At 71.8% G+C, this 22,588-nt stretch carries 21 protein-coding genes; 10 read left to right on the top strand and 11 right to left on the bottom strand.

The genetic code is table 11. The features are described from left to right. The first annotated feature begins 100 nt into the window (after positions 1-100). On the top strand, positions 101-1,702 hold the full coding sequence (locus OED52_RS11995; RefSeq protein WP_413247654.1) for an MFS transporter: 1,602 nt from the start codon (positions 101-103) through the stop codon (positions 1,700-1,702). Here the strand turns inward: OED52_RS11995 and OED52_RS11990 are convergent. From OED52_RS11990 to OED52_RS11965, 6 genes are all read right to left on the bottom strand, one after another. Further along, positions 1,693-2,847, bottom strand: coding sequence for a VWA domain-containing protein (locus tag OED52_RS11990; protein WP_264151114.1), 1,155 nt, complete (start codon positions 2,845-2,847; stop codon positions 1,693-1,695). The genes OED52_RS11995 and OED52_RS11990 overlap by 10 nt on opposite strands. Continuing rightward, entirely contained in the window at positions 2,844-5,096 is a 2,253-nt protein-coding gene (locus tag OED52_RS11985) for a DUF5682 family protein (protein ID WP_264151113.1), read from the bottom strand. Before OED52_RS11985 ends, OED52_RS11990 begins: the two co-directional genes overlap by 4 nt. Beyond that, complete coding sequence (locus OED52_RS11980) at positions 5,093-6,205, bottom strand: ATP-binding protein (RefSeq protein WP_413247761.1); 1,113 nt, start codon at positions 6,203-6,205, stop codon at positions 5,093-5,095. The genes OED52_RS11985 and OED52_RS11980 overlap by 4 nt, the downstream gene beginning before the upstream one ends. An 89-nt stretch (positions 6,206-6,294) precedes the next feature. Further along, positions 6,295-7,746, bottom strand: coding sequence for a DUF5691 domain-containing protein (locus tag OED52_RS11975; protein WP_264151112.1), 1,452 nt, complete (start codon positions 7,744-7,746; stop codon positions 6,295-6,297). Beyond that, a complete protein-coding gene (locus OED52_RS11970) occupies positions 7,743-9,029 on the bottom strand; it encodes an SWIM zinc finger family protein (protein WP_264151111.1) in 1,287 nt (428 codons plus the stop codon). The genes OED52_RS11975 and OED52_RS11970 overlap by 4 nt, the downstream gene beginning before the upstream one ends. A 42-nt stretch (positions 9,030-9,071) precedes the next feature. Beyond that, the gene (locus tag OED52_RS11965; RefSeq protein ID WP_264151110.1) at positions 9,072-9,698 is read right to left on the bottom strand and encodes a TetR/AcrR family transcriptional regulator C-terminal domain-containing protein; all 627 of its coding nucleotides are present in this window, start codon (positions 9,696-9,698) and stop codon (positions 9,072-9,074) included. Between the two features lie 135 nt (positions 9,699-9,833). Between OED52_RS11965 and bioB the strand changes: the two genes are divergently transcribed. The 3 genes from bioB to OED52_RS11950 all read left to right on the top strand — a co-directional run bounded on the left by bioB (position 9,834) and on the right by OED52_RS11950 (position 11,305). Next, positions 9,834-10,847: a biotin synthase BioB gene (bioB, locus tag OED52_RS11960; protein WP_264151109.1), complete on the top strand. Its 1,014-nt coding sequence runs from the start codon at positions 9,834-9,836 to the stop codon at positions 10,845-10,847. A 13-nt stretch (positions 10,848-10,860) separates the two neighbouring features. Beyond that, entirely contained in the window at positions 10,861-11,061 is a 201-nt protein-coding gene (gene bsaP, locus OED52_RS11955; RefSeq protein WP_264151108.1) for a biotin synthase auxiliary protein BsaP, read from the top strand. A 103-nt stretch (positions 11,062-11,164) separates the two neighbouring features. Next, a complete protein-coding gene (locus OED52_RS11950; protein WP_264151107.1) occupies positions 11,165-11,305 on the top strand; it encodes a hypothetical protein in 141 nt (46 codons plus the stop codon). Here the strand turns inward: OED52_RS11950 and OED52_RS11945 are convergent. Next, on the bottom strand, positions 11,283-11,657 hold the full coding sequence (locus tag OED52_RS11945) for a maleylpyruvate isomerase mycothiol-dependent enzyme family protein (RefSeq protein ID WP_264151106.1): 375 nt from the start codon (positions 11,655-11,657) through the stop codon (positions 11,283-11,285). The genes OED52_RS11950 and OED52_RS11945 overlap by 23 nt on opposite strands. A 231-nt stretch (positions 11,658-11,888) precedes the next feature. After that, positions 11,889-12,599 (bottom strand): NUDIX hydrolase, encoded by a 711-nt coding sequence (locus OED52_RS11940; RefSeq protein WP_264151105.1) that lies wholly within the window; start codon positions 12,597-12,599, stop codon positions 11,889-11,891. Positions 12,600-12,681: 82 nt separating this feature from the next. On the opposite strand from OED52_RS11940, the gene nadA reads away from it, so the two are divergent. From nadA to OED52_RS11910, 6 genes are all read left to right on the top strand, one after another. After that, positions 12,682-13,713, top strand: a complete 1,032-nt coding sequence (gene nadA, locus OED52_RS11935) for a quinolinate synthase NadA (protein ID WP_264151104.1) — start codon at positions 12,682-12,684, stop codon at positions 13,711-13,713. Beyond that, the gene (locus OED52_RS11930) at positions 13,710-15,287 is read left to right on the top strand and encodes an L-aspartate oxidase (RefSeq protein WP_264151103.1); all 1,578 of its coding nucleotides are present in this window, start codon (positions 13,710-13,712) and stop codon (positions 15,285-15,287) included. Before nadA ends, OED52_RS11930 begins: the two co-directional genes overlap by 4 nt. Beyond that, a complete protein-coding gene (nadC, locus tag OED52_RS11925; RefSeq protein WP_264151102.1) occupies positions 15,284-16,150 on the top strand; it encodes a carboxylating nicotinate-nucleotide diphosphorylase in 867 nt (288 codons plus the stop codon). The genes OED52_RS11930 and nadC overlap by 4 nt, the downstream gene beginning before the upstream one ends. A gap of 167 nt (positions 16,151-16,317) precedes the next feature. Continuing rightward, positions 16,318-17,754, top strand: coding sequence for a WS/DGAT/MGAT family O-acyltransferase (locus OED52_RS11920; protein ID WP_264154675.1), 1,437 nt, complete (start codon positions 16,318-16,320; stop codon positions 17,752-17,754). Between the two features lie 326 nt (positions 17,755-18,080). Continuing rightward, positions 18,081-18,725 carry a TetR family transcriptional regulator gene (locus tag OED52_RS11915; protein WP_264151101.1) on the top strand — a complete coding sequence of 215 codons (645 nt, stop codon included), beginning with the start codon at positions 18,081-18,083 and terminating at the stop codon, positions 18,723-18,725. Positions 18,726-18,744: 19 nt separating this feature from the next. Beyond that, positions 18,745-19,038: a DUF2470 domain-containing protein gene (locus OED52_RS11910; protein ID WP_264151100.1), complete on the top strand. Its 294-nt coding sequence runs from the start codon at positions 18,745-18,747 to the stop codon at positions 19,036-19,038. 66 nt (positions 19,039-19,104) lie between these two features. On the opposite strand, the gene OED52_RS11905 is transcribed toward OED52_RS11910, so the two are convergent. From OED52_RS11905 to OED52_RS11895, 3 genes are all read right to left on the bottom strand, one after another. Next, complete coding sequence (locus tag OED52_RS11905) at positions 19,105-20,250, bottom strand: alpha/beta fold hydrolase (RefSeq protein ID WP_264151099.1); 1,146 nt, start codon at positions 20,248-20,250, stop codon at positions 19,105-19,107. Between the two features lie 6 nt (positions 20,251-20,256). After that, the gene (locus tag OED52_RS11900; protein ID WP_264151098.1) at positions 20,257-20,676 is read right to left on the bottom strand and encodes a hypothetical protein; all 420 of its coding nucleotides are present in this window, start codon (positions 20,674-20,676) and stop codon (positions 20,257-20,259) included. A 111-nt stretch (positions 20,677-20,787) separates the two neighbouring features. Next, positions 20,788-22,476, bottom strand: coding sequence for a PHA/PHB synthase family protein (locus OED52_RS11895; RefSeq protein WP_264151097.1), 1,689 nt, complete (start codon positions 22,474-22,476; stop codon positions 20,788-20,790). Positions 22,477-22,588: the final 112 nt, after the last annotated feature.

Below are 22,588 nucleotides of genomic sequence, written 5' to 3'. Positions count from 1 at the left end.
GGCTCACTGTGCACCCAGTGTCGGCGCAGTGTGTTTCCGGAATGTGGCGCGAAGTCGAACTTTCCGTTTCGGGTCCACGGACACCCGCACATCGCGCACCATGTCTCCCGTGAGCACCTCCGCCGAGGATCGTCCCGTCCGCGCCCCGCTGGTCCTGGCCTCGCTGATCCTCGTCGCGGCGGTCGCGAACCTGAACCTGGCGGTCGCGAACGTCGCCCTGCCCGACATCGGCAAGGCCTTCGACGCCGGCCAGACCGGACTGAACCTGGTCGCCGTCGGCTACTCGCTCGGCCTGGCCGCCTCCGTGCTCTATCTCGGTGCCGTGGGCGACCGCTACGGCCGCAGGACCATGCTCCTGCTCGGCATGGCGATGGCGGTGCCCGTCTCGCTGGTGGCAGGCTTCGCGCCGACCCTCGAGGTGCTGTTCGCCGCCCGGGTCCTCGGCGGCGTGTCCGCGGGCCTCGCCTTCCCGACCACCCTCGCGCTCATCACGGCCCTGTGGTCCGGGCCCGCCCGCACCCACGCCATCGCCCTGTGGTCGGCGATCGGCGGAGGCCTGACCGCACTGGGACCGCTCGTCGCCGGCGCCCTGCTCGAGGGCTTCTCCTGGGGCTCGGTCTTCCTGGTGACCATGCCGCTCGCGCTGGTCGCACTGGCGATGACATGGGTGTTCGTGCCGAGCCACGTCAACGAATCGTCCGAGCCCGTCGACCATCTCGGCGGGCTCGTGTCCGTGGTCCTCGTCGGCGCCCTCGTGCTCGGCATCAACTTCCTGCCGACCGACGGGATGCAGACCGTCGCCGTGTCCGCGCTGGTGATCGCGGCCGTCGCGGGGATCCTGTTCGTACTCCGGCAACACCGGGCCGGCAACCCGCTGTTCGACCTGCAGGTGGGGCGGCGCCGCATCTTCTGGGTCGCCGCCGTCGCGGGCATCGTCGTGTTCGGCACCCTCATGGGCACCATGTACGTCAGTCAGCAGTACCTGCAGAACGTGCTCGGCTACTCGACCCTGGAATCCGGTTCGGCAGCACTGCCCGCCGCGCTGGTGATGGTGCTCGTCGCACCGCAGTCCGCGAAACTCGTCGAGACACGGGGCTCCCGGTTCACCCTGCTCGCCGGGTACACGGCGATCGTGGCCGGGCTCGTCGTCGCCTTCGTGTGGTGGGACGCCGACGCCTCCTACGCGGTGGTGGCGCTCGGATTCATGTGCCTCGGCGCGGGGGTGGGCCTCGCAGGCACCCCTGCCTCGCGTTCGCTCACCGGATCGGTGCCGATCGACCGCGCCGGAATGGCATCGGGCACCGCGGATCTGCAACGCGATCTCGGCGGCGCGATCGTGCAGTCGATCCTCGGGGCCATCCTCACCGCCGGCTACACCGCCTCCCTGGCGGGCACGATCGCGGCGACCCCTCAGGCCGCGTCGGTGAACGAGAAGACCGAGGCCGCCCTCGAGAAGTCGTTCGCGGGGGCGGTGAACATCGCCGAGCGCTACCCCCAGTACGCGCAGCAGATCATCGCCGCGGCCCGCGACGCCTTCCTCCACGGCGACAGCCGCGCCTACGCCGCCGCCATCGGGATCGTGCTGCTCGGCGCGCTCCTGGTGTACCTCCTCTTCCCCCGGCACGAGGCGGAGACCGAACTGCTCGCCCGCTACGCGCGGGAGGACGCCGCGCGTGACCGGTCAGGGACCGGTCAGGCCTGAGCCCAGCGGGAGACGTCCCCGCGCTCGAGGGCGACGGCGAGCAGCTCCGGAAACCGGTCCGGGGTGCACGCGAACGCCGGCACTCCCAGCGCCGCGAGGGCCGCGGCGTTGTCCCGGTCGAACGACGGTGCGCCGTCGTCGGACAACGCGAGCAGCACCACCACCTGCGCACCGGCGGTGAGCATCTCCTGCACCCGGGCGAGCATCTCCTGCCGGATCCCGCCCTCGTACAGGTCCGAGATCAGCACGAACAACGAGTCCGTGGGTCGGGTGATCAGCGACCGGCTGTAGGCGATCGCCCGGTTGATGTCGGTGCCGCCGCCGAGCTGCGTCCCGAACAGCACGTCCACCGGATCGGTGAGCTTGTCGGTCAGATCCACCACAGCGGTGTCGAACACCACCAGTGAGGTCCGCAGCGCCCGCATCGACGCGAGGACCGCCGCGAACACGGACGCGTACACCACGCTCGATGCCATCGAGCCGGACTGGTCCACGGCCAGCACCACCTCGCGCTGCACCGCCTGGGAGCGGCGTCCGTACCCGACCAGCTTCTGCGGCACCACGGTGCGGTGCTCGGGCAGGTAGTGGGCGAGATTCGCGCGGATCGTGCGGTCCCAGTCGATGTCGCGCGGCTTCGGCCGCGCGGTGCGCGCCGACCGGTTCAGTGCTCCGGCCACGGCGGCGCGGGTGTTCTGCGCGAGCCGTTCCTCGACCTCGCGGACCACCTTCTCCACCACCGCGCGGGCCGTCGCCCGGGTGGTCTCCGGCATCACCCGGTTCAGGCTCAGCAGGGTGCCGACGAGGTGCACGTCCGGTTCCACCGCCTCGAGCAGTTCCGGTTCGAGCAGCAGCCGGGTCAGCCCGAGCCGGTCCACGGCGTCGCGCTGCATCACCTGCACCACCGACGCGGGGAAGTAGGTGCGGATGTCGCCGAGCCAGCGCGCCACCCGCGGCGCCGACGCCCCGAGCCCGGCGCTGCGCGGTGCGTCGCCGTCGACGGGCGCCGAGTCGTACAGCGCCGCCAGCGCGGCGTCCATCGCCGCGTCGTCCGCCGCGGGGAGGGCGCCCGTGGAGTCCTCGGCGGCCTCACCGAGGAGGAGGCGCCACCGGCGCAGCCGTTCCTGATCGTCGGACGGTGTGGTCACGCGGTCACCCCCAGGATCCGTGCGGTCGCGGCGACGGCGAGACGGCCGCGGTCGACCGCCAGGCCGGACTCGGCACGCGGGGCGGGGGTGCGCTCGCCGCGCACCGCGCGGCCGAGCAGCCGCCGCTCCCCGAACGCGAACGAACCGAAGGTACGGCGCAGCACCGGCAGCACGTCGAGGAAGTCCTCGTCGCCCAGACCGCGGAGCCAGTCGTCCACCAGCCGCAGCAGGCTGCGGTCGTGCACGAGCAGCAACCCCCCGCCGCCGAGGAAACCCTCGATCCAGCGGGCCTTCGCGGTCACCGTGCTCCCCACCGACAGTGCCCGCGCGACACGCAGCGCGGTGTGCGGCTCGTCGAGGCGGCCCGCGTCGCGCAGCAGCCGGGTGGTGCGGCCGGTGAGCAGCCCGTCGACGTCCTCCCGCTCGCTGACGGCGGCCAGCACGTCGAGCCACCGGCCGGTGGCCTCGGGGTCCTCGCGCACGGCGAGCGCGACGTGCACCTCGTCGATCGCGGTGCGCAGCGTGTCGGCGGCGTCGCGGTCGAGTCCGGTCACCGCCGCGGGCAGGCCCGCGCAGGTGCGGGCGAGCAGCGCGTCGACGACGTGCACCAGCGACGACAGGTCGGTGCCGCGCACGTCGCCGTACCGGACGGTGCGTACCAGCGTCGGCAGCGCCGTCATCAGGTGCAGCACGTCGTGGTCGAGGGCGGCGGCCGCGTCGACCGCCGTGACGAGAGCCGGGACCGCCCGCCGCAGGTCGGCGAGCAGGGCACGCTCGAGCAGTTCGGTGACCTCACCGAGGCTCGTGCCCGGGCGGCGTGCGCGGTCGAGCACCGTCGCGTGCGCGGCGGCCTCGACCGTCGTGCCCCACCGGGCCGCCTCCACGACGGCCACCGACAGCTCGGGGCGCCAGACCAGCGTCCACGACTCGCGGAAGGTGCCGGTCGAACGCACCGCGCTCTCCGCCGGTGTGCCCCAGTCGATATCGAGCAGCATCAACCGGTGCAGCAGATGCGAGCGTCGTACGTCGATGTCGCGGCGCAGGTCGAGGTCCACGGACTTCGCGGTCGCGGCCCGCTTGATCCGCAACGACTTAGCCTGCCGCTGCAGGTCGGCGTCGAGGGGGACGGTCGGGGTCTCCTCGGGCACCGCGCCGAGCGCCTCCCCGACGACGAGCCGGCGCATCACCAGGTCCAGCAGGACGTCGTCGCCGTCGCACAACACCGCGCGGGTCGCCTCGGTGACCTCCTCGAGACCGGCGGCGCCGCGGCCGCGCAGGGCGGCGAGGGTGTCGGCGAGGCGGGTGGCCTCGATGACGTGGGCGCTCGAGACCGGCAGGTCCTCCTTGCGCAGCACCCGCGCGACCCGCGTGAACCAGCGGGCCGTGGTGTCGGCGGGTTCGGTGAACAGATGGTGGTACCAGCCGGGGGAGGTGATGCCCGCACCGTAGCCGGAGCGCAGCGACAGCCGGGAATGACTCCAGGGCACCCAGGTCAGGTTCGTCTTCACCTTGGGCAGTCCCCGCAGCAGCCGTGCATCCGGGGCGGCCGGCCCGAGCTTCCCGGTCAGTGCGGGGGCGTGCATCGCCCCGCACACCACGACGATGGCGCGGGCTCCGGCCTTGACGGTCGCGCGCAGCACCTGCCGCATGTGCGCCTCGCGGCGCGCGGTGTACGCGTCGAGTTCGACGCCCTCGCGCAGAACCCGCATGGCTTCGGTGATCTCGTCGAACAGCGCGGTCTCGTCGAACACCGCGGTCTCGTCGGTCCCGGTCGTCCGCACGTCCTCGGTGTCGCGGCAGTGTTCGACGACGGCGTCCCACCACTGCTCGAAGTCGTCGTACCCGCCGGAGCGGGCGAGTTCGCCGAGCAGGTCGCCGCGTCCGGCGGCCTCGGGATCCCGGTCGTCCGCGAGGGTGATCGCCGCGGGCAGATCGCAGAACCGCACGTCCGCGTCGTGCAGATACGCCCAGCGCAGCGCCTGCCATTCGGGAGAGAACGCGGCGAACGGCCAGAACGCCGCCCGGCCCGGTTCGTCGCGGGCGTAGGCCATCAACGCGACCGGCGGGGTCATGTCCTCGCCGGTCGCCAGGGCGAGCACCGGGTCGGCGTCGGCGGGCCCCTCGATCAGCACGGTGTCCGGTTCGAACGCCGAGAGCGCCCGCAGCAGGGCCCGCGCCGATCCCGGGCCGTGGTGCCGGATCCCGAAGACCCGAATCTCGGCGGGACCGTTGCTCGACGGCACGGTCACCCCGCGATCTCCCGGCACGCCCGGTAGAAGTCCGACCAGTCGCCGCGCTCGCGCACCACGGCCTCGAGATATTCGTTCCACACCACCCGGTCGGCCACCGGATCCTTGACGACCGACCCGACGATCCCGGCCGCGACGTCCTCCGGCCGCAACACCCCGTCACCGAAGTGCGCGGACAACGCCAGCCCTCCGGTGACCACCGAGATGGCCTCGGCCGTCGACAGGGTGCCCGACGGCGACTTGAGCCGGGTGCGGCCGTCGACCGTGACCCCGTTGCGCAGCTCGCGGAACACCGTGACGACCCGGCGGATCTCCTCGGCGGCCGCCGGCACCGGCGGCAGTTCGAGTGCGGCACCGAGCTGCTCGACGCGGCGGGTGACGATGGCGACCTCGTCCTCCTCCGAGGCGGGCAGAGGCAGCACGACGGTGTTGAAACGGCGCCGCAGCGCCGAGGACAGGTCGTTGACGCCGCGGTCCCGGTCGTTGGCGGTGGCGATGACGTTGAAACCCTTCACCGCCTGCACCTCGATACCGAGTTCCGGTACCGGGAGGGTCTTCTCGGACAGCACCGTGATCAGCGCGTCCTGCACATCGGCGGGGATGCGGGTGAGTTCCTCGATGCGGGCCACCGCGCCCCGCCGCATCGCGGTCATGACGGGGGAGGGCACCAGCGCGGCCGGGCTCGGGCCCTCGGCGAGCAGCCGGGCATAGTTCCAGCCGTACCGGACGGCGTCCTCGCTCGTGCCCGCCGTGCCCTGCACGAGCAGGGTCGACGACCCGCTGATCGCCGCGGCGAGATGCTCGGACACCCAGGTCTTCGCCGTACCCGGCACACCCAGCAGGAGCAGGGCCCGGTCGGTGGCCAGGGTGGCGACCGCGACCTCCACGATGCGGCGCGGACCGATGTACTTGGGAGTGATCACCGTGCCGTCGGACAGCTCCCCGCCGAGCAGGTAGGTCACCACCGCCCAGGGGGACAACGCCCACGACGGCGGGCGGGGCCGGTCGTCGAGCCGGGCGAGCGCCGCGAGTTCGTGCGCGTACTGCTGCTCGGCGTGCGGGCGCAGCAGCGCAGGAGCGGGCACGGCGCCGGTGGGCTCCCCGGTGATCGATTCCGTGGCGATCGATTCCGTGGCGGCCGATTCCGTGGGGGTCGATTCCGCGGCGGGGAACTCGGCTCCGGTGGCCTCGGGTTCGGTCAACTCAACTCCTCGTGGATGGTGCGGCGCAGGATCAGGGTGTCGGCGGCGCTCGCGAACAGGTGCACCCGGCCGAGATCGTCGGTGCGGTTCGCGGCGTCCGCCAGCAGGTCGGCGAGCTCGAACGGCGCGCGGTGGGCGAGCAGGGCCAGCACCTCGTGGACGAGCCGGGTGCTTTCCGGATCGGAGTACAGGGCGGTGAGCACCTTCTCCGCCACGTCGCGCGGCCAGGGGGCGGGCAACGCGGCGAGCAGGGCCTCGTCGAGCACCTCCGGCCGCTGCACCCCGCGCACGCGGTCGAGCAGGCTCGTCCGTCGCGCCGCCCGCAGCCGGTCGAGCACGACCTCGCGGGGCAGCACCTGCGCGAGATCCTGGCCGACGCTGCCGCATCGGTGCAGCAGCGCGGTCGCCCACTCGCTGTTGCGTTGCCGGACCGTCGCCGTGCTCCAGCCGTCGAGCAGCGCGGCGCAGAGCGGGTCGTCGGGATCGAAACGCGGCAGCGACGTGCCGTCGCGGTAGCGATCCCACACCTGCAGCGGCGCCGCCGAGATCAGCGTGACGGCCCGGAACGTGCGGGGATCGGTGCCGCGCGGGGCGGGCTCGCCGAGACCGTCGCGGAGCGCGCTCGCATCCAGGGCCTCGGGCACGGCGACGACGGGCGCGAACCCGTCGAGACGGATCCACGCCTCCACCCGCTCGGCCATGCGGTGCGCGAACGCCGAGCCGGGAAGCCGGGACAGCAGGTCCAGGGCCACCGCCCGCACCTTCCGGCTGCGGTCGTCGAGGGCGCGTTCGAGCAGCGCCTCGTCGTGGGGGCCGAGGCCGTCGGTGAGCAGTTCGAGCAGTTCGGCGCGCTGCGCCGCGGTGTGCGAACTCCACGCCACCGCCAGCAGATCGGCCGCGTGCTCGGGCCGCTGGGCGCGTACCGCCTCGAACCAGCGGCGACGACCGGCCGGCGGGCCGTCCCGCCAGGGCGTTTCGTCGTCCGGGTCGGGTGGCAGCAGGTCCGTCCACGCACGGTTGCGGGCCGCGAGCCACCGGCCGCGGGCACCGGTGAGCCGCACGAGCCGGTCGCGGTGGACCGGATCGGCCGCAGCGGCGTCGAGAAGATCCACCACGATCCGGTGGTCGGCCCGGAAACCCGCTGCGGCATCGAACCATTCGTCGAGCAACGGAGAACGGACGGTGAGCAGCGCCCGCAGCCGTTCGGCGGCCGCATCGGGAAGTACCGGACGATCGTCCTCGGGAGCGGGGACGGGACGCTCCCGCACCACCGGCACGGTCGCCGAGGTGAGGAACGCCGACTCGAGCGCCGCCGCCGAGAGCAGCCGCGTGGCCGCGTCGCCGAGCAGTCCGTCCGCGGCGGCGGAGGTGTGCAGGGCACGCAGATCGGGTGTGGTCCGCGCGGTGCCGAGAAGCGCTGCGGTGACCAGGTCTTCGGGGACGGTCACAGGCACACCACCTCACCGCGGGCGAACACCGACACGGGGGTGAGCCGGATGCCGTCCCACTCGCCGCACAACGTCACCGGATACCCGCCCGCGAGTGCGAGCAGACGCCACCGGCTGTCGTCGGACGCCAGGGGGAGAGCGCGCCCGGACCCGTCGATGACGCACCAGCCGTTCTCACCGTCGACGGGGACCACCGCGTCGAGCAGCACCGGCCAGGAGCGCAGCCACGGATCGGCGCCGCGCATGCGCGCGTACTCGTCCAGCGCGGTGTCGAGATCCGTGCCGGTCAGGGTCGTGAACGGTTCCGAAGCACTGTGCTGCCGCCCCATCACGGCGCGGACGGGTGCCGCGCCGGGATAGAAGTGCAGGTCGGCGTCGAGCAGGATGCCGGGGTCCGGCGACGGCGTGGTGAAACGCGCTGTGCCGTGGGCGAAATCGAGCACCGTCGCCCAGCGGCCGGTGGTGCGGCCGCGCAACCGGATCCGGCGGGTGAACAGCCGGCCCTCCTCGGTGACGGCGGTCGCGAGCACCTGCCAGCGGTCGCGCACGGGTGCCTGTGCCCGTACATCCTCGGCCCGGGTGCTGATCCCGAGATGGGTGTCCAGCGATCGGGCCAGTGCGGCGGGCAGCTCGTCGCGCTCCCGGAAGGCGACCACCATCAGGTGCAGCCGCGCGTACTCGGTGAGCAGCCGCGCGGGCCAGTCCGGTTCGGTGGCCACGATCGCGGCCAGCGCCCGCAGCGCGGCAGCCACCCCGGGCGCCTGGGCGTCGACCATGCGGGCGGCCATCGCGTCGTAGACGGCGGGATCGTGGTCGACGGCGCCGAGACCGAGACGGATCCGGTCGGTCAGCCACCGGCCGAGCTCCTCGAGGCCCGCCGCGATGCGCTCGGTGCGGCGCCGCGCGGCCTCCGGATCGGGTGCCTTCACCGGCGCGGCGTCGGGTTCGGCGACCGGTACGGCGGTGCTGCGGGACGCGATCCATCCGGTGACGAAGGCGGGGGCCTCGGCGACCGGGACCGCGCCCTCCGACCACCGCACGAGCAGCGACAGCGCGTGCTTGCAGGGGATCTTCCGGCTCGGGCACGAGCACGTGTAGGCGGGCCCGGCCGGGTCGACGGCGGTGCGGTACGGCTCGGTGCCGCGACCGCGGCAGCGGCCCCACAGCACGGTGTCGTCGCGACCGGTCTCGAGCCACGCCGAGGCCACACCGCGCGCGGCCGTCATCGAGGACGGGTCGGGGGCCACGGCGGCGATGCGGGCAGGGGTCCAGGGCGCGGTCACGAGCGTCGAAGATAGGAGAGCGGTCCGACAGGAACGGGTCGGTCAGGACGTCGCACGGGCGCTCAACCGGGCACGGACACCGTCGACGAGCAACTGCAGCCCGAAGTCGAAGCGGACGGCGGGATCGCCGTCGAGCAGGTCCTCGTCCGAACCGGCCGGCTGTTCGGTGGCGACGTCGGGGGACAGGGGAGCGCGGGTGAGGGCGCCGAGTTCGGCGAGCTGCGCGCGGGACTGTTCGTCGACGGTGTGCCCGAGGACGAAGTGCAGCAGCGTGTAGCCGGTCAGTTCGGCGTACGCGCGGGACAGGCCCGCCCGTTCGGCGACGGCGACGAAGGCGTCGCGGGTGCGCGAGGTGGTCAGTCGCGAGGCGTAGGTGGAGGCGACGAGTTCGGCGCCGTCACGGTGGGCGAGCAGTGCGCCGCGGAAGCGGTGGGCGAGTTCGGTGAGGGCCTCGTCCCAGGCGTCGCTGGTGGGCGGTTCGTCGAGGCCGTCGAGGATCCGGTCGGCCATCGCGCCGAGCAGGGTCTGCTTGTTGGGGAAGTGCCAGTACAGCGCCCCGGGCTGGACGCCGAGCGAGGAGGCGAGCTTGCGCATCGTCAGGTCGCCGAGTCCGTACTCGTCGAGGATCGCCATGGCGCCGTCGAGGACGTCGCCGCGTCGCAGGTGCACCGTTCTTCCGCTCCCGTGTCTTCCGCATGGCCGGGCCGAGAGGCCCGTGCCTTTGACAGTATCCGACGCCGCGGCCTAACCTGAACGACGTTCAAGTGAACGCTGTTCAAGTTCCCGCCACGTCAGGAGACGGCAGTGACCCAGGCGCCCGCCCGCACCGACATCCTCGAAATCGCCCGCGACCAGGTTCTCCGCCGTGGAGTCGGTCTCGATCGCGACCAGACGCTCGAGGTGCTGAACCTGCCCGACGAGCGCATCGACGAACTGCTCGCCGTCGCCCACGAGGTGCGGATGGCGTGGTGCGGACCCGAGGTCGAGGTCGAGGGGATCATCAGCCTCAAGACCGGCGGCTGCCCCGAGGACTGCCACTTCTGCTCCCAGTCCGGACTGTTCGCCTCCCCGGTGCGCGCCGCGCGTCTCGACATCCCGTCGCTGGTGGAGGCCGCGAAGCAGACCGCCAAGACCGGCGCCACCGAGTTCTGCATCGTCGCGGCCGTGCGCGGGCCGGACGACCGGCTCCTCGCGCAGGTCGCCGCCGGTATCGAGGCGATCCGCAACGAGGTCGACATCCAGATCGCGTGCTCGCTCGGCATGCTCACCCAGGATCAGGTCGACCGGCTCGTCGGGATGGGCGTGCACCGCTACAACCACAATCTCGAGACCGCCCGCTCCTACTTCCCGAAGGTCGTCACCACCCACACCTGGGAGGAACGTTTCGAGACCCTGCGCATGGTGCGCGAGGCCGGCATGGAGGTGTGCTGCGGCGGCATCCTCGGTATGGGCGAAACCGTCGAGCAGCGCGCGGAATTCGCTGCCGACCTCGCCGCCCTCGAACCCGATGAGGTGCCGCTGAACTTCCTCAACCCGCGCCCCGGTACGCCGTTCGGGGACCTCGACGTCCTGCCCGCGACCGAGGCGCTCAAGGCCGTCGCCGCCTTCCGGCTGGCGCTGCCGCGCACCATCCTCCGCTTCGCCGGCGGCCGCGAGATCACCCTCGGCGATCTCGGTGCCCGCAAGGGCATCCTCGGCGGTATCAACGCCGTCATCGTCGGCAACTACCTCACCACGCTCGGCCGGCCCGCCGAAACCGACCTGGACCTGCTGGGCGAGCTGAAGATGCCGATCAAGGCGCTCGGCGAGACGATCTGACGGGGGCCGGTCCGTGTTCGATCCCTTCACCGGCGAACCGCTCGCCGAGGGTGGTGTCCGAACCCGTTTCGCCGCAGCGGAACTCGGGCTCGAACCACCGCGCTTCTGCGCGCAGTGCGGGCGGCGCATGATCGTGCAGATCACCCCCGACGGCTGGTGGGCGCGCTGCTCGCGGCACGGGACGGTCGACTCGTCGGCGGACGAACGCCGCTGACGAGCAACGGCTTCCGGGTCGTGACGTCGTCGCCCCGTAACGTCCGTCGTCCCGGTGCCGATGAACCCCTCGTACGCACAACGGCGAGCAGGGGGAAGGCGACATGGGTTCTGCGGAGATCGTGCAGTGGGTGACCGAGGGCTATCTGGCAGGGGATCCGCTGCGGTCGGCCCTCTTCGTCGGAGCCGCCTTCCTCACCATGCCGCTGGGATTGATCGAGGTCATCCTCGGCCGTCCCTTCTGACACTCTCAGGGGTGTTCCAGCCGCCTGCGTAGTGCCGCGGCGCCGTCCCCGTCGAGCTCGGCGAGCCCAGTGGTTCGGCCGGTGACCTCGGCAGCTCCCGGTGCAGCGGTACGGCGATGTCCTGTCCGTGGACGAGGACGTCGATCAGTGTCCCCAGGGGAGTGAGGCCGACGTTGTGCCGGCGCGACCCGACCGTGGCGCGCAACTCGGCGACGAGGCGTTCGGGCGGCAGGCCGGCGCGGTCGCGGGCGGACTCGCGGATCATCCGGTTGATGCCCCCGGGATGACGGAGGGTCGGATGCGCGGCGACGTCGCGGACGGTCCGGCCCTCGCACGGCGACGGGTGCGCCACTCGGATTCGTCAGGCCCTCCAGGAGATCCGCGGTGCGGCCGCACCGGAGATCGATTGCGTCCCAGAGGTCGTCGGTGTTCAACGGGATCACCCCGCCTTCCGGTGCGCCGACCCGTGCCGTGGTGCCGGTGCCGGCTCCCATTCCGGATCGCGCCCCCGGAGATTCCGAGCGCAGAATAGATCCGGAATATACGGAGAAGTGAGAAATACCGAATATCCGGCGCGTGCCTCCTACACCGGCGGGCGAAGGGCGGCGAACTCGTCGGTCACCCGCAACTGGGACTCGGTGAAGCGGAACAGGGCGGGCGGCCGGCCCCCGGCCTTGCCGGAGGGTGCGGTGTTCCCGGTGCGGGTGAGCACGTTCCGGCGGGCCAGGACCCGCTGCAGGTTCGTCGTATCGACCTCGTAACCCAGTGCTGCACAGTAGATGTCGCGCAGCGTCGACATCGGGAACTCGGCGGGTGCCAGGCCGAACGCGATGTTCGTGTAGGACAGCTTGGCGGCGAGCCGCGCGTGGGCGTTCTCCACCATCACCCGGTGGTCGAAGGACATCTCCGGCAGGTGCGACACAGGGTGCCAGCGCGTGTCCGCGGGCAGTTGGGGATCCGAGGTGATCGGGATCAGACCGAGATAGGTCGAGGCGATGGTGCGCGGGCCCGGCACGCGGTGCGGATCCGAGAACACCGACAGCTGCTCGAGGTGCGCGACCTCCCGGACGTCGACCTTCTCGGCGAGCTGGCGGCGCGCGGAGGTGGTGAGGTCCTCGTCGTGACGCAGCTCCCCGCCGGGAAGCGACCACGTGCCGGCCTGGGGGTCGAGAGCCCGTTGCCAGAGCAACACCCCGAGTTCGGGTGCCCCGCCGGGGGTTCCCTGGGTGTCCCCGAAGCGGCGAACCTGGAACACGGCGATGAGCACTTCGTGACGGGTGTTACTATGTGGCATGTTTTCGATCCTAAGTCGAAAACCCCGAACACGGAAATTCCGGCGCAGCCCGCCGGGATGAACCCCTCGAAGGAGCAAGGCCATGACCACGACCGAGTGGGCGGGAGCCGCCACGATCGTCGACGGCCCCGGCGGCTACACGGGCGTCGAGGCGACGCCGGAGTGGGCCGAAGAGGTCCGTCGGCTGGCCCGGGAACGCAACGCCACCCTCCTGGCGCACAACTACCAGCTGCCCGCCATCCAGGACGTCGCCGACCACGTCGGTGACTCCCTCGCGCTCTCGCGCATCGCCGCCGAGGCCGAGGAGGACACCATCGTCTTCTGCGGTGTGCACTTCATGGCGGAGACCGCCAAGATCCTGAGCCCGAACAAGACCGTGCTCATCCCCGACGAGCGTGCCGGCTGCTCGCTGGCCGACTCCATCACCGCCGACCAGCTGCGCGAATGGAAGGCCGACCACCCCGACGCCGTCGTCGTCTCGTACGTCAACACGACGGCCGAGGTCAAGGGCCTGACCGACATCTGCTGCACCTCCTCGAACGCCGTCGACGTCGTGGCCTCCATCGACCCCGACCGCGAGGTGCTGTTCCTGCCCGACCAGTTCCTCGGCGCCCACGTCAAGCGCGTGACCGGCCGCGAGAACATGCACATCTGGGCCGGGGAGTGCCACGTCCACGCCGGCATCAACGGCGACGAGCTCGCTGCCCAGGCCAAGGCGCACCCCGACGCCGACCTGTTCGTCCACCCCGAGTGCGGCTGCGCCACCTCCGCGCTCTACCTCGCCGGTGAAGGCTTCGTGCCCGACGACAAGGTGAAGATCCTCTCGACCGGCGGCATGATCGACGCCGCCCGCGAGACCGGCGCCACGCAGGTCCTCGTCGCGACCGAGGTCGGCATGCTGCACCAGCTCCGCAAGGCAGCCCCGGGCATCGACTTCCAGCCGGTCAACGACCGGGCCTCCTGCCCGTACATGAAGATGATCACCCCCGCGGCGCTGCTGCGCTGCCTGCAGGAGGGGCGCGACGAGGTCCACGTCGACGCGGCCGTCGCCGAGCGGGCCCGCCTGTCGGTGCAGCGCATGATCGCCATCGGCAACCCGGGCAGCGGCGAGTGACGACGCCGCCGGTCACGGTCGTGTGGGAGGACCACGCCGACCTGGTGGTCGTCGGCGGCGGGGTCGCGGGCCTGACCGCGGCCCGCGCCGCCTCCCGGCGCGGCGCCCGCGTGCTCACCGTGAGCAAGGGCGGCCCCACCGACACCGCCACCCAGTACGCCCAGGGCGGCATCGCGGTCGTCGCACCGGTCGGTGACAGCGTCGACTCCCACGTCGAGGACACCCTCGCCGCCGGCGGCGGCCTGTGCGATGCGGACGCGGTCCGCTCGATCGTCGCCGCAGGCCCGGACGCCGTGGCCGCACTGCGCGACCTCGGCGCGGTCTTCGACACCGCCGGTGACGGCGACATCGCCCGCACCCGCGAGGGCGGGCACAGCACCCGCCGCATCATCCATGCCGGCGGCGACGCCACCGGCGCCGAAGTCCAGCGCGCCCTCGGCGCGGCCGGCCTGCCGGTGCTGTTCGGCACCGCCGCGGTCCGGATCCTCACCGACGACCGCGGCGTCACCGGCCTGCTCGTCCTCGACGAGCGCGGCTTGGGTGTCGTCCACACCCCGGCCGTGCTGCTCGCCACCGGCGGTCTCGGGCAGCTCTACGCATGCTCCACCAACCCGCCCGGCGCGACCGCCGACGGCATCGCCCTCGCCCTCGGCGCGGGCGCCGGTGTCGCCGATCTCGAATTCGTGCAGTTCCACCCGACGGTGCTGTTCGCCGCCGGGGGCACGGGCCGCCGCCCGCTCATCAGCGAGGCGGTCCGCGGTGAAGGGGCCCGCCTGGTCGACTCGCGTGGCCGGTCCGTCACCGAAGGGAGACACCCGCTCGGCGACCTCGCACCCCGCGACGTGGTCTCCCGCGCCATCGCCGACCGGCTGACCGCACTCGACGAGGACCACGTCTACCTCGACGCGCGGCACCTCGACGGCTTCGCTGCCCGCTTCCCGACGATCACCGCGATGTGCGCGGAGGCCGGACTCGACCCGGCTCATGATCTGCTGCCGGTCGCACCCGCCGCGCACTACTCGTGTGGCGGCGTCGTCACCGACGTTCACGGACGCACCCGCGTCCCCGGCCTCTACGCCGCGGGGGAGGTGGCCCGCACCGGCCTGCACGGCGCCAACCGACTCGCCTCCAACAGCCTGCTCGAAGGGCTCGTGCTCGGCGAACGGGCCGGGCTCGCCGCCGTCACCGAACGCGCCGGCACCCGGGTCGAGACCCGCGACGTCACGATGCCGTCCCTCACCGCGGTTCCGCGCGAGGTGCTGCAGCGCACCATGACCCGCCACGCGCTGGTCGTGCGCGACGCCGCCGGTCTCACCGCCGGTCTCACCGACCTCGCCGCCGCCGGCAGGGCCACCCCGCACGTCGACGGGCCGCGGCTCGAGGACGCCGCGCTCACCGTCACCGCCCGCGCGCTGCTGCTCGCCGCGCAGCGTCGCACCGAGTCGCGGGGCTGCCACACCCGCAGCGACCACCGCGACACCGATCCCGCCCAGGCCCGCAGCCTCGAACTGCGGCTCGAGGACGGCGACCTGACCTTCACCACCCCGGAACTGACAGGAGCGAACCCCACATGACCACCGTGCTGCCCACCGGACTCGACCTCCACGAGATCCGCGCGCTGGTCCGGCAGGCGCTCGACGAGGACCTGCGGTACGGGCCGGACGTCACCACCGAGGCGACCGTACCCGCCGACGCGGTCGCGACGGCATCGGTGGTCTCGCGGCAGCCCGGCACCGTCGCGGGGCTCGACGTGGGGCTGCTCGTTCTCGACGAGGTCATCGGCGTCGACGGCTACCGGGTGCTCGACCGCGTCCAGGACGGGCACCGCGTGCAGCCGGGCGACGCGGTGCTCACCGTCGAGGCCCCCACCCGCGGTCTGCTCACCGCCGAGCGCACCATGCTCAACCTGCTGTGCCACCTGTCGGGCATCGCCACCGCCACGGCCCGCTGGGTCGACGCGGTGGAGGGCACCGACGCGAAGATCCGCGACAGCCGCAAGACCCTCCCGGGCCTGCGCAGCCTGCAGAAGTACGCGGTGCGCGTCGGCGGCGGCGTCAACCACCGCATGGGACTCGGTGACGAGGCCCTCATCAAGGACAACCACGTCGCCGCGGCGGGTTCGGTCGTGGCGGCACTGCGCGCCGTCCGCGCCCACGCCCCGGGCATCGCCTGCGAGGTGGAGGTCGACGACCTCGAACAGTTCGACGCGGTGCTCGCCGAGAACGTCGAGCTGATCATGCTCGACAACTTCCCGCTGTGGCAGACCCAGATCGCGGTGCAGCGCCGCAACGCCCGCGCCCCGCAGACCCGGCTCGAATCCTCCGGTGGCCTGACGCTGGACGTCGCCTCCGACTACGCCCGCACCGGCGTCGACTACCTCGCTGTCGGCGCGCTCACCCACTCGGTGACCGTCCTCGATCTCGGCCTCGACATGTAGTGCGCACGGCTCCCGGTGCCGGTCGGGACGAGTCGGCACCTGCGGACGCGTGTGTGGGGTAGAACTGAGAACACATCGACGCAGAACACATCGACGCAGTACGGGCCGGTCACGCCGGAGGGGACGTCGATCGTGGGGCCGGTCCGACGGGGGAGGAAGTGCACATGATGCGGTTGCCTATGTCGCCGACCGACTCGATGTTCCTGCTGGGCGAGTCGCGGGACCATCCCATGCACGTGGGCGGGCTCCTGCTGTTGCATCCCCCCGAGGGGCGCGACGCGTCCGATCCGCGGGCGATGTTCGCCGAGGCCGTCGCGCGGGAGGAACCGCCGGGACCGCTCTGGTGCAAACGCCCGGTGCGGTCGCTGCTGACGCTCGGTCAGTGGGCCTGGGAGGACGATCCGCGCTTCTCCATCGACTACCACGTGCGCTTCAACGCGCTCCCGTCGCCGGGCACCATGGACGAGCTGTGGGAGCTCGTCTCCCGGCTGCACGCCTCGCTGCTCGACCGCACACGGCCGTTGTGGGAGATGCACCTGATCGAGGGTCTCGCCGACGGACGGTACGCGCTGTACGTGAAGATCCACCACGCGCTCACCGACGGCGTCGGCGCGATGCGGCTGCTGCGCCGCGCGCTGAGCACCGACCCCGAGCGCACCGACATGCCCGCCCCCTGGGCGGTGCCCGACGCGTCACCGGTGGCCCGCTCCACCGTCGGCGCGGCGATCGGGTTCCCCGGCACCCTCGTCCGCGCCGTCACCGGGGCGGTGTCCGAGACCGTGCACGTCGCAGGGGAACTCGCCGGGGTCGTGCCCGCGCTGGTGGGCACCCTCGACCGGGCCCTGCACAATCGTGGCGGGTCGGTGTCACTGAGCGCCCCGCGCACCATGTTCAACCGGCAGATCTCCGGTTCGCGTCGCTTCGCGGCCCGCTCCTGGCCGCTCGAACGGCTGCGGTTGGTGGCAAAGGCCGCCGACGTCACCGTCAACGACGTCGTTCTCGAACTCTCCGGCGGGGCGTTGCGGGCGTTCCTCGCCGAACACGACGCGCTGCCCGACGAGTCGCTCGTCGCGATGGTCCCGGTGTCGCTGCGCCGGGACAAACAGGGCGGCGGCAACGACATCGGCATCCTCATGTGCCCCCTCGGCACACAGTGCCAGGATCCGGTCGAACGACTCGCGTGCGTGCGGCAGTCGATGGCGGAGGGCAAACGCGCCATGGGCTCGATGTCGAGCCTCGGCCGCCTCGCGGCCAGCGCCGTGGGGATCGCGCCCCTCGCCGTCGGGGTGGTCACCGGCAACCGCGCACCGATCCGGCCGGCGTTCAACATCATCGTCTCGAACGTGCCCGGACCCGACACCCCGCTGTTCTGGAACGGTGCCCGCGTCGACGCGCTGTACCCGCTGTCGGTACCCGTCGACGGCCAGGCCCTCAACATCACGTGCACCAGCACCGACGACGAGATCGCGTTCGGGCTCACCGCGTGCGGTCGCACCGTCCCGGATCTGGGGAAGCTGCTCGACCACCTCGACGCCGAACTCGAAAGCCTCGAAACGGCACTCGGTGTGCGGATCGCTCCGCACACCGAGGCCGAAAGGGACTGACGGGAACTCCTGGACGTCCGTGGGTTCGAGCGACCGCCCGTCCAGGCGGCGCACCAGCGGTGCCAGCACGAGCGCGACGAGTCCGATGCAGCCGCCGAGCACGAACGCGCGGTCCATGCCGGAGACCTTGGTGAGGGGCCGGGTGGACGGTGTGTTCTCTTCTGCTGCGTCACCGGCCGGGGAAGTCCTCCCGATGTCGAAGGTCGGTCATGAACACCTGTTTCTCGTGGATCTGGATGGGCGACCCCGGGATGGTGTCACAATGTGACAACTTGTCGTAAGCTGACATCGAAGCTGTGTGTCCGACATCGCAGAAGAGGGATCCCATGTCCGACGACGATGCGCCCCGCGATCTGCGGACGCGGCGCCGAGACGACACCCGCTACGAGATCCACCGCGCCGCAATGGATCTGTTCGAGGAACAGGGGGTTCGGGAGACCACCGTCGCGCAGATCGCCGACCGCGTCGGCATCTCCTCGCGTACCTTCTTCCGCTACTTCACCTCCAAGGAGCAGGCCGCGTTGCCCGGCCAGCGACGCCTGCTCGAGATGATCGAGAACCTCGAACTCACCGCGTCGGTCCCGGCGGAGATCCTCGACGCGATCGCCCGGGCCACGGAGAAGGTCGTCGGTCGCGACACCGACCCCGAACTGCACGAACACCGCCGCGTCGCGCGCCTGCTCACCGTCCACCCCGAACTGCAGGCCCTCGCCGCCGCCCAGGAGAAGACCCTCGTCGACCGGCTGCGGGCCCGTCTGGCCGAGCAGGCCGGCCATCTGGACGCCACCACGGTGCGTCTGCTCGCCGAACTGGCCGTCACCGTGTGGCGCACGAGCTGGGACCGCTGGGGTGAACTCGTCCTCGCCGGGCACGACCGCGACCCGGTGGAGGTCTACCGTGAGTGCCGAAAGGCGTTGCGGCAGATCATCACCGACGGCGCTGGGACGAACTCGGCCGGGACGCCCCGATGATCGGCTAGGCTCGGCGCCCGTGACCGACTTCGATGCTGCCGTCGTGGCGGCGGTGACCGCCCACATGAACGACGACCACGCCGACGACAGCCTGCTCATCGTGCGTGCCTTCGCCGAACCCGGCGCCACGCGGGCCCGTATGACCGGTGTCGACAGCGAATCGGGGGAGTGGACCGTCGAGATCGACGGCCGCGACCGCACCGTGCGGATCCCGTGGATCGAACCCGTCACCGACCGGGCGGGTCTGCGGACCGCCGTCGTCGATCTCTACAAGGCGGCGTGCGTCCGCCTCGGTGTCGACACCCCGTCCTGATCCCGCGCGACCGCCGCGGACGGAAACAACCGGTCTACACCGTGTTTCCGTCCGCGGGCCGCGCGGCTACGAGTCCAGCAGGCGCCGCGCGTGCGGCGTCCACACCTGCGCGAGCGCGCGGCGGCCGACGAACAAGCCGATGTGACCGTCGTCGACGACGGTGGTGGTGATCGCCGACCGCGGGGTCGCCACGTGCGCGGCGAGCGCGGCGACCTGCCGCGGGGTCGCGACCGGATCGTGCCGGCCCGCGATCAGATGCACGGGACAGTGCACCGCCGACAGGTCCACCCTGCGCCCCTCGGCGACCAGTCGGCCCGCGACGAGGTCGTTACCGACGAACAGGTGCCGCATGATCCACTCCCGGAATGCGACCGGGATCTCCTGCCGCCACGAGAACCAGCGGTGCTCGGCCTCCCACCGTCTCACCGCCTCGGGATCGTCGAGGTGGCCGAGCAGCGTCATCGCGCGTTCGAGCTCGCCGACGGGATCGGTGGCGGGCAGGCCCAGCGCCCGGGCGGTGCCGTACCAGACGTCGAGCGCTGACGCCCCCGCCCCGGCAGGCAGATCGGCGAGCGCCGCGAGGGCCGGTTGATCGACGTGGAAGTCGATCGGCGCCCCGGCCACCGTCAGCGTCCGCACCGTCTCGGGGTGCAGCGCCGCGTGGATCGCGCCGAGCCAGCCGCCCTGGCTGTCGCCGATCAGGTGCACCTGCCCGCCGAGCCGCCGGATCGCGGCGTCGACCACTGCGAGGTGCTCGTCGATCGAGCAGTGGTTCGTCTCCGGGGTGGCCGGGGCCCATTCGAGACAGTGCAGCCGGGTCAGGCCGCCGGCCCGCAGCGCCTCGACCTGGCTGCGTCCCGGCGAGTGGTCGACGATGCACGAGTGGGTGCCGGAATGCGGTGGCAGTAGCAGGGTCGGGATCTCGTCACGGTGTACCCCGTCCCCGTGTGCCTCGTCCCCGTGGACTTCGGGGACGCCGCAGTCGCGCAGGCGGCCGAGCGGCCACTCCGCGACGACCGGCCAGTCCGTCGCCCACCGGGGTGGGGAGGTGGAGGTCAGCACCCGGGTGAAGCGGGTCGCGTCCTCGACGAGGGTGCAGGGGCCGGCCCCGCGCCGGATCAGGCCCGTGAGATAGGCGCTCCAACCGGCGATCGCCGCGGTCCCGATACGAATCGGGGCCGCGGCGATCCAGGCCGGTGTCGGTCTCGACACGCAGTCTTACTTCAGCAGGTCGCGAGCGGTGCTCGTGACCGTGGTGGTGAGTTCGCGGGCGAACGACACCTGCGCCTTGGTGAAGTCGGCGAGCCACTCGATCGGGGTGGCCTCGGCGGCCTTCTCCTGCAGGTCGAGCAGGCTGGTGACGGCCTTCTCGTAGGTGTCGACGCCGAGGTTGCCGCCCTGCTTGGCGGCCTCGACGAACTTCGCGTTGAACTCCTGGAAACGCTCGGTGGCCTCGTCGACGACCTTGGTGAAGTCGGCGGCGGCCTTGTCGGCGACGGCGGCGGCACCGGCGGTGAGCTTCTCGGCGGACTGCTGGGCGGCCGCGGTGGCGTCGGCGGCGACCTTCGACGCGGTCTCGGTGGCCTTGGCGGTGGCGTCGGCGACCTTGGCGTTGGCGGTCTTGGACGGAGCGGTCATGGTGGTGCCTTTCGTCGGGTGCTCGTGGACGGTGAGCGGGACTGCGATGTCGGATGCACCGCGTACGGCGCTGTTAGCAGGTTAGCAAGATGATTGCTAACAGGCAACACCTCAGGAGAAGACGTAGGTACCCGGCGCGTCACCCAGCGGGGGATGGGCGTCGCTGCCCATCCGCGGCGGGGCGACGAGCGCCCCCGCACGCTTCGTCGACCACACCGTCCAGTCCTCCCACCACGACCCGGCGACGCGGGAAGCCTTGTCGCTCCACGCCTTCGGTTCCTCCGGCAGGGCCGGCGGTTCGTCGGCGTCGGGCGCGCCGACCGCCTCGAACCACGCCTTCGGGTTCGGCGGGTTCACCGCCCCCGCGATGTGCCCGCCGCTGGAGAGCACGTACCGCACCGACCCGCCGAGCAGATTCGTGGCCTTGTACGACGACGTCCACGGCACGATGTGGTCGTTGATCGCACCCACCACGTAGGTGTCGCAGGTGATGTCCGACAGATCCAGCACCTCGCCGTCCAGCTCGTACACCCCGCGCGCGAGCTCGTTGCGGCCGTAGAGCGACCGCAGATAGTGCGAGTGCATCTTCGCCGGCATCCGGGTGCTGTCCTCGTTCCAGGCGAGGATGTCGAACGCCGCCGGCTTCTCGCCCTTCATCCACCGCGACACCCAGTAGTTGAACACCAGGTCCCGCGCCCGGATCATGTCGAAACTGCCGGCCATCTCGCTGCCCGACAGGAAGCCCTGCCGGCTCATCCGGTACTCGACCCGGTCGAGCGTCGCCGGATCGGTCAGCAGCGCCAGCTCCCCGACCTCGCTGTAGTCCAGCAGCGTGTTGAGCATGGTGAACGCGCTGATGCGCTTGTCGCCCAGCTTGCCCATGCGCGCGGCGGCCATCGCGGCCATCGCGCCGCCGAGGCAGATCGACAGCACCTCGATGCGCGACGCGCCGGTGATCTCCTCGACGACGTCCAGCGCCGTGGCGATGCCCTGCCGGTAGTAGTCGTCCATCGTGATGTCGCTCATCGACTCGTCCGGGTTGCGGTACGAGATCGTGAACACCGTGCGGTTGTGCTGCACCGCCCACTCGAGCAGGCTGCGTTGCGGCGCCAGATCGAGGATGTAGTACTTGTTGATCCACGGCGGCGCCGCCAGGATCGGGATCTCGTGCACCTGCTCGGTCTGCGGCGCGTACTGGATGACCTCGATCAGGTCGTTGCGGAAGACGACCTTGCCGGGGGTCGCGGCCATGTTCTCGCCGAGCGTGAACGCCTCGCGGTCGACCTTGAGTGGCACCCCCTTGCGGTGCACCAGGTCCTCGAGGGCGAACTTCGCGCCCCGGAACAGGCTCGCACCGCCCGTGTCCAGCGCACGCACGAGCACACCGGGATTGATGAGGAAGTTGGACGGGGCCAGTGCGTCGAACATCAGGTTCGCGAACTGCCGGGCCTTGCCGTCCTGCACCGGATCGCCCGAGCCGGCCTCGGTCAGATCCTCGACGTACTCCCGCGTGGCCAGATAGCTCTGCAGCAGCGAGAAGTAGGCCGGGTTCTCCTTCCAGGCCGCGTCGGCGAACCGGCGGTCCTTCGGGTCGATCGGGACCGGCGGCAGGGGGTCGGTCGCGTTCCACACCCGGGTCGCCGCCGCCGGGATGTTCGCCAGGCGGTGGGCGTACTCCGTGGTCGCCTCCGCGACACCCCGCGGGTTCTTCGCGGCGCGACCGGCGACGGAGGCGACGGCCGGACCCCAGCCGATGGGGTCGAGCGTGGAGGTGAGTTTCTTCTGCAGATCGTTGAGCACCGAGCAACTCCGGAAGACGGGCGGATGGGTCCGGAGCCGAGGCTTGCATCACACCCGGGGCCGCGCACCTTACTTCGAGGTACGTGCGACCTGCAGGTTCGTAACGTACCGG

This window comes from Rhodococcus sp. Z13, from assembly GCF_025837095.1.
Lineage (GTDB): Bacteria > Actinomycetota > Actinomycetes > Mycobacteriales > Mycobacteriaceae > Rhodococcus > Rhodococcus sacchari.
This window is presented reverse-complemented; position numbering and strand designations above follow the sequence as displayed.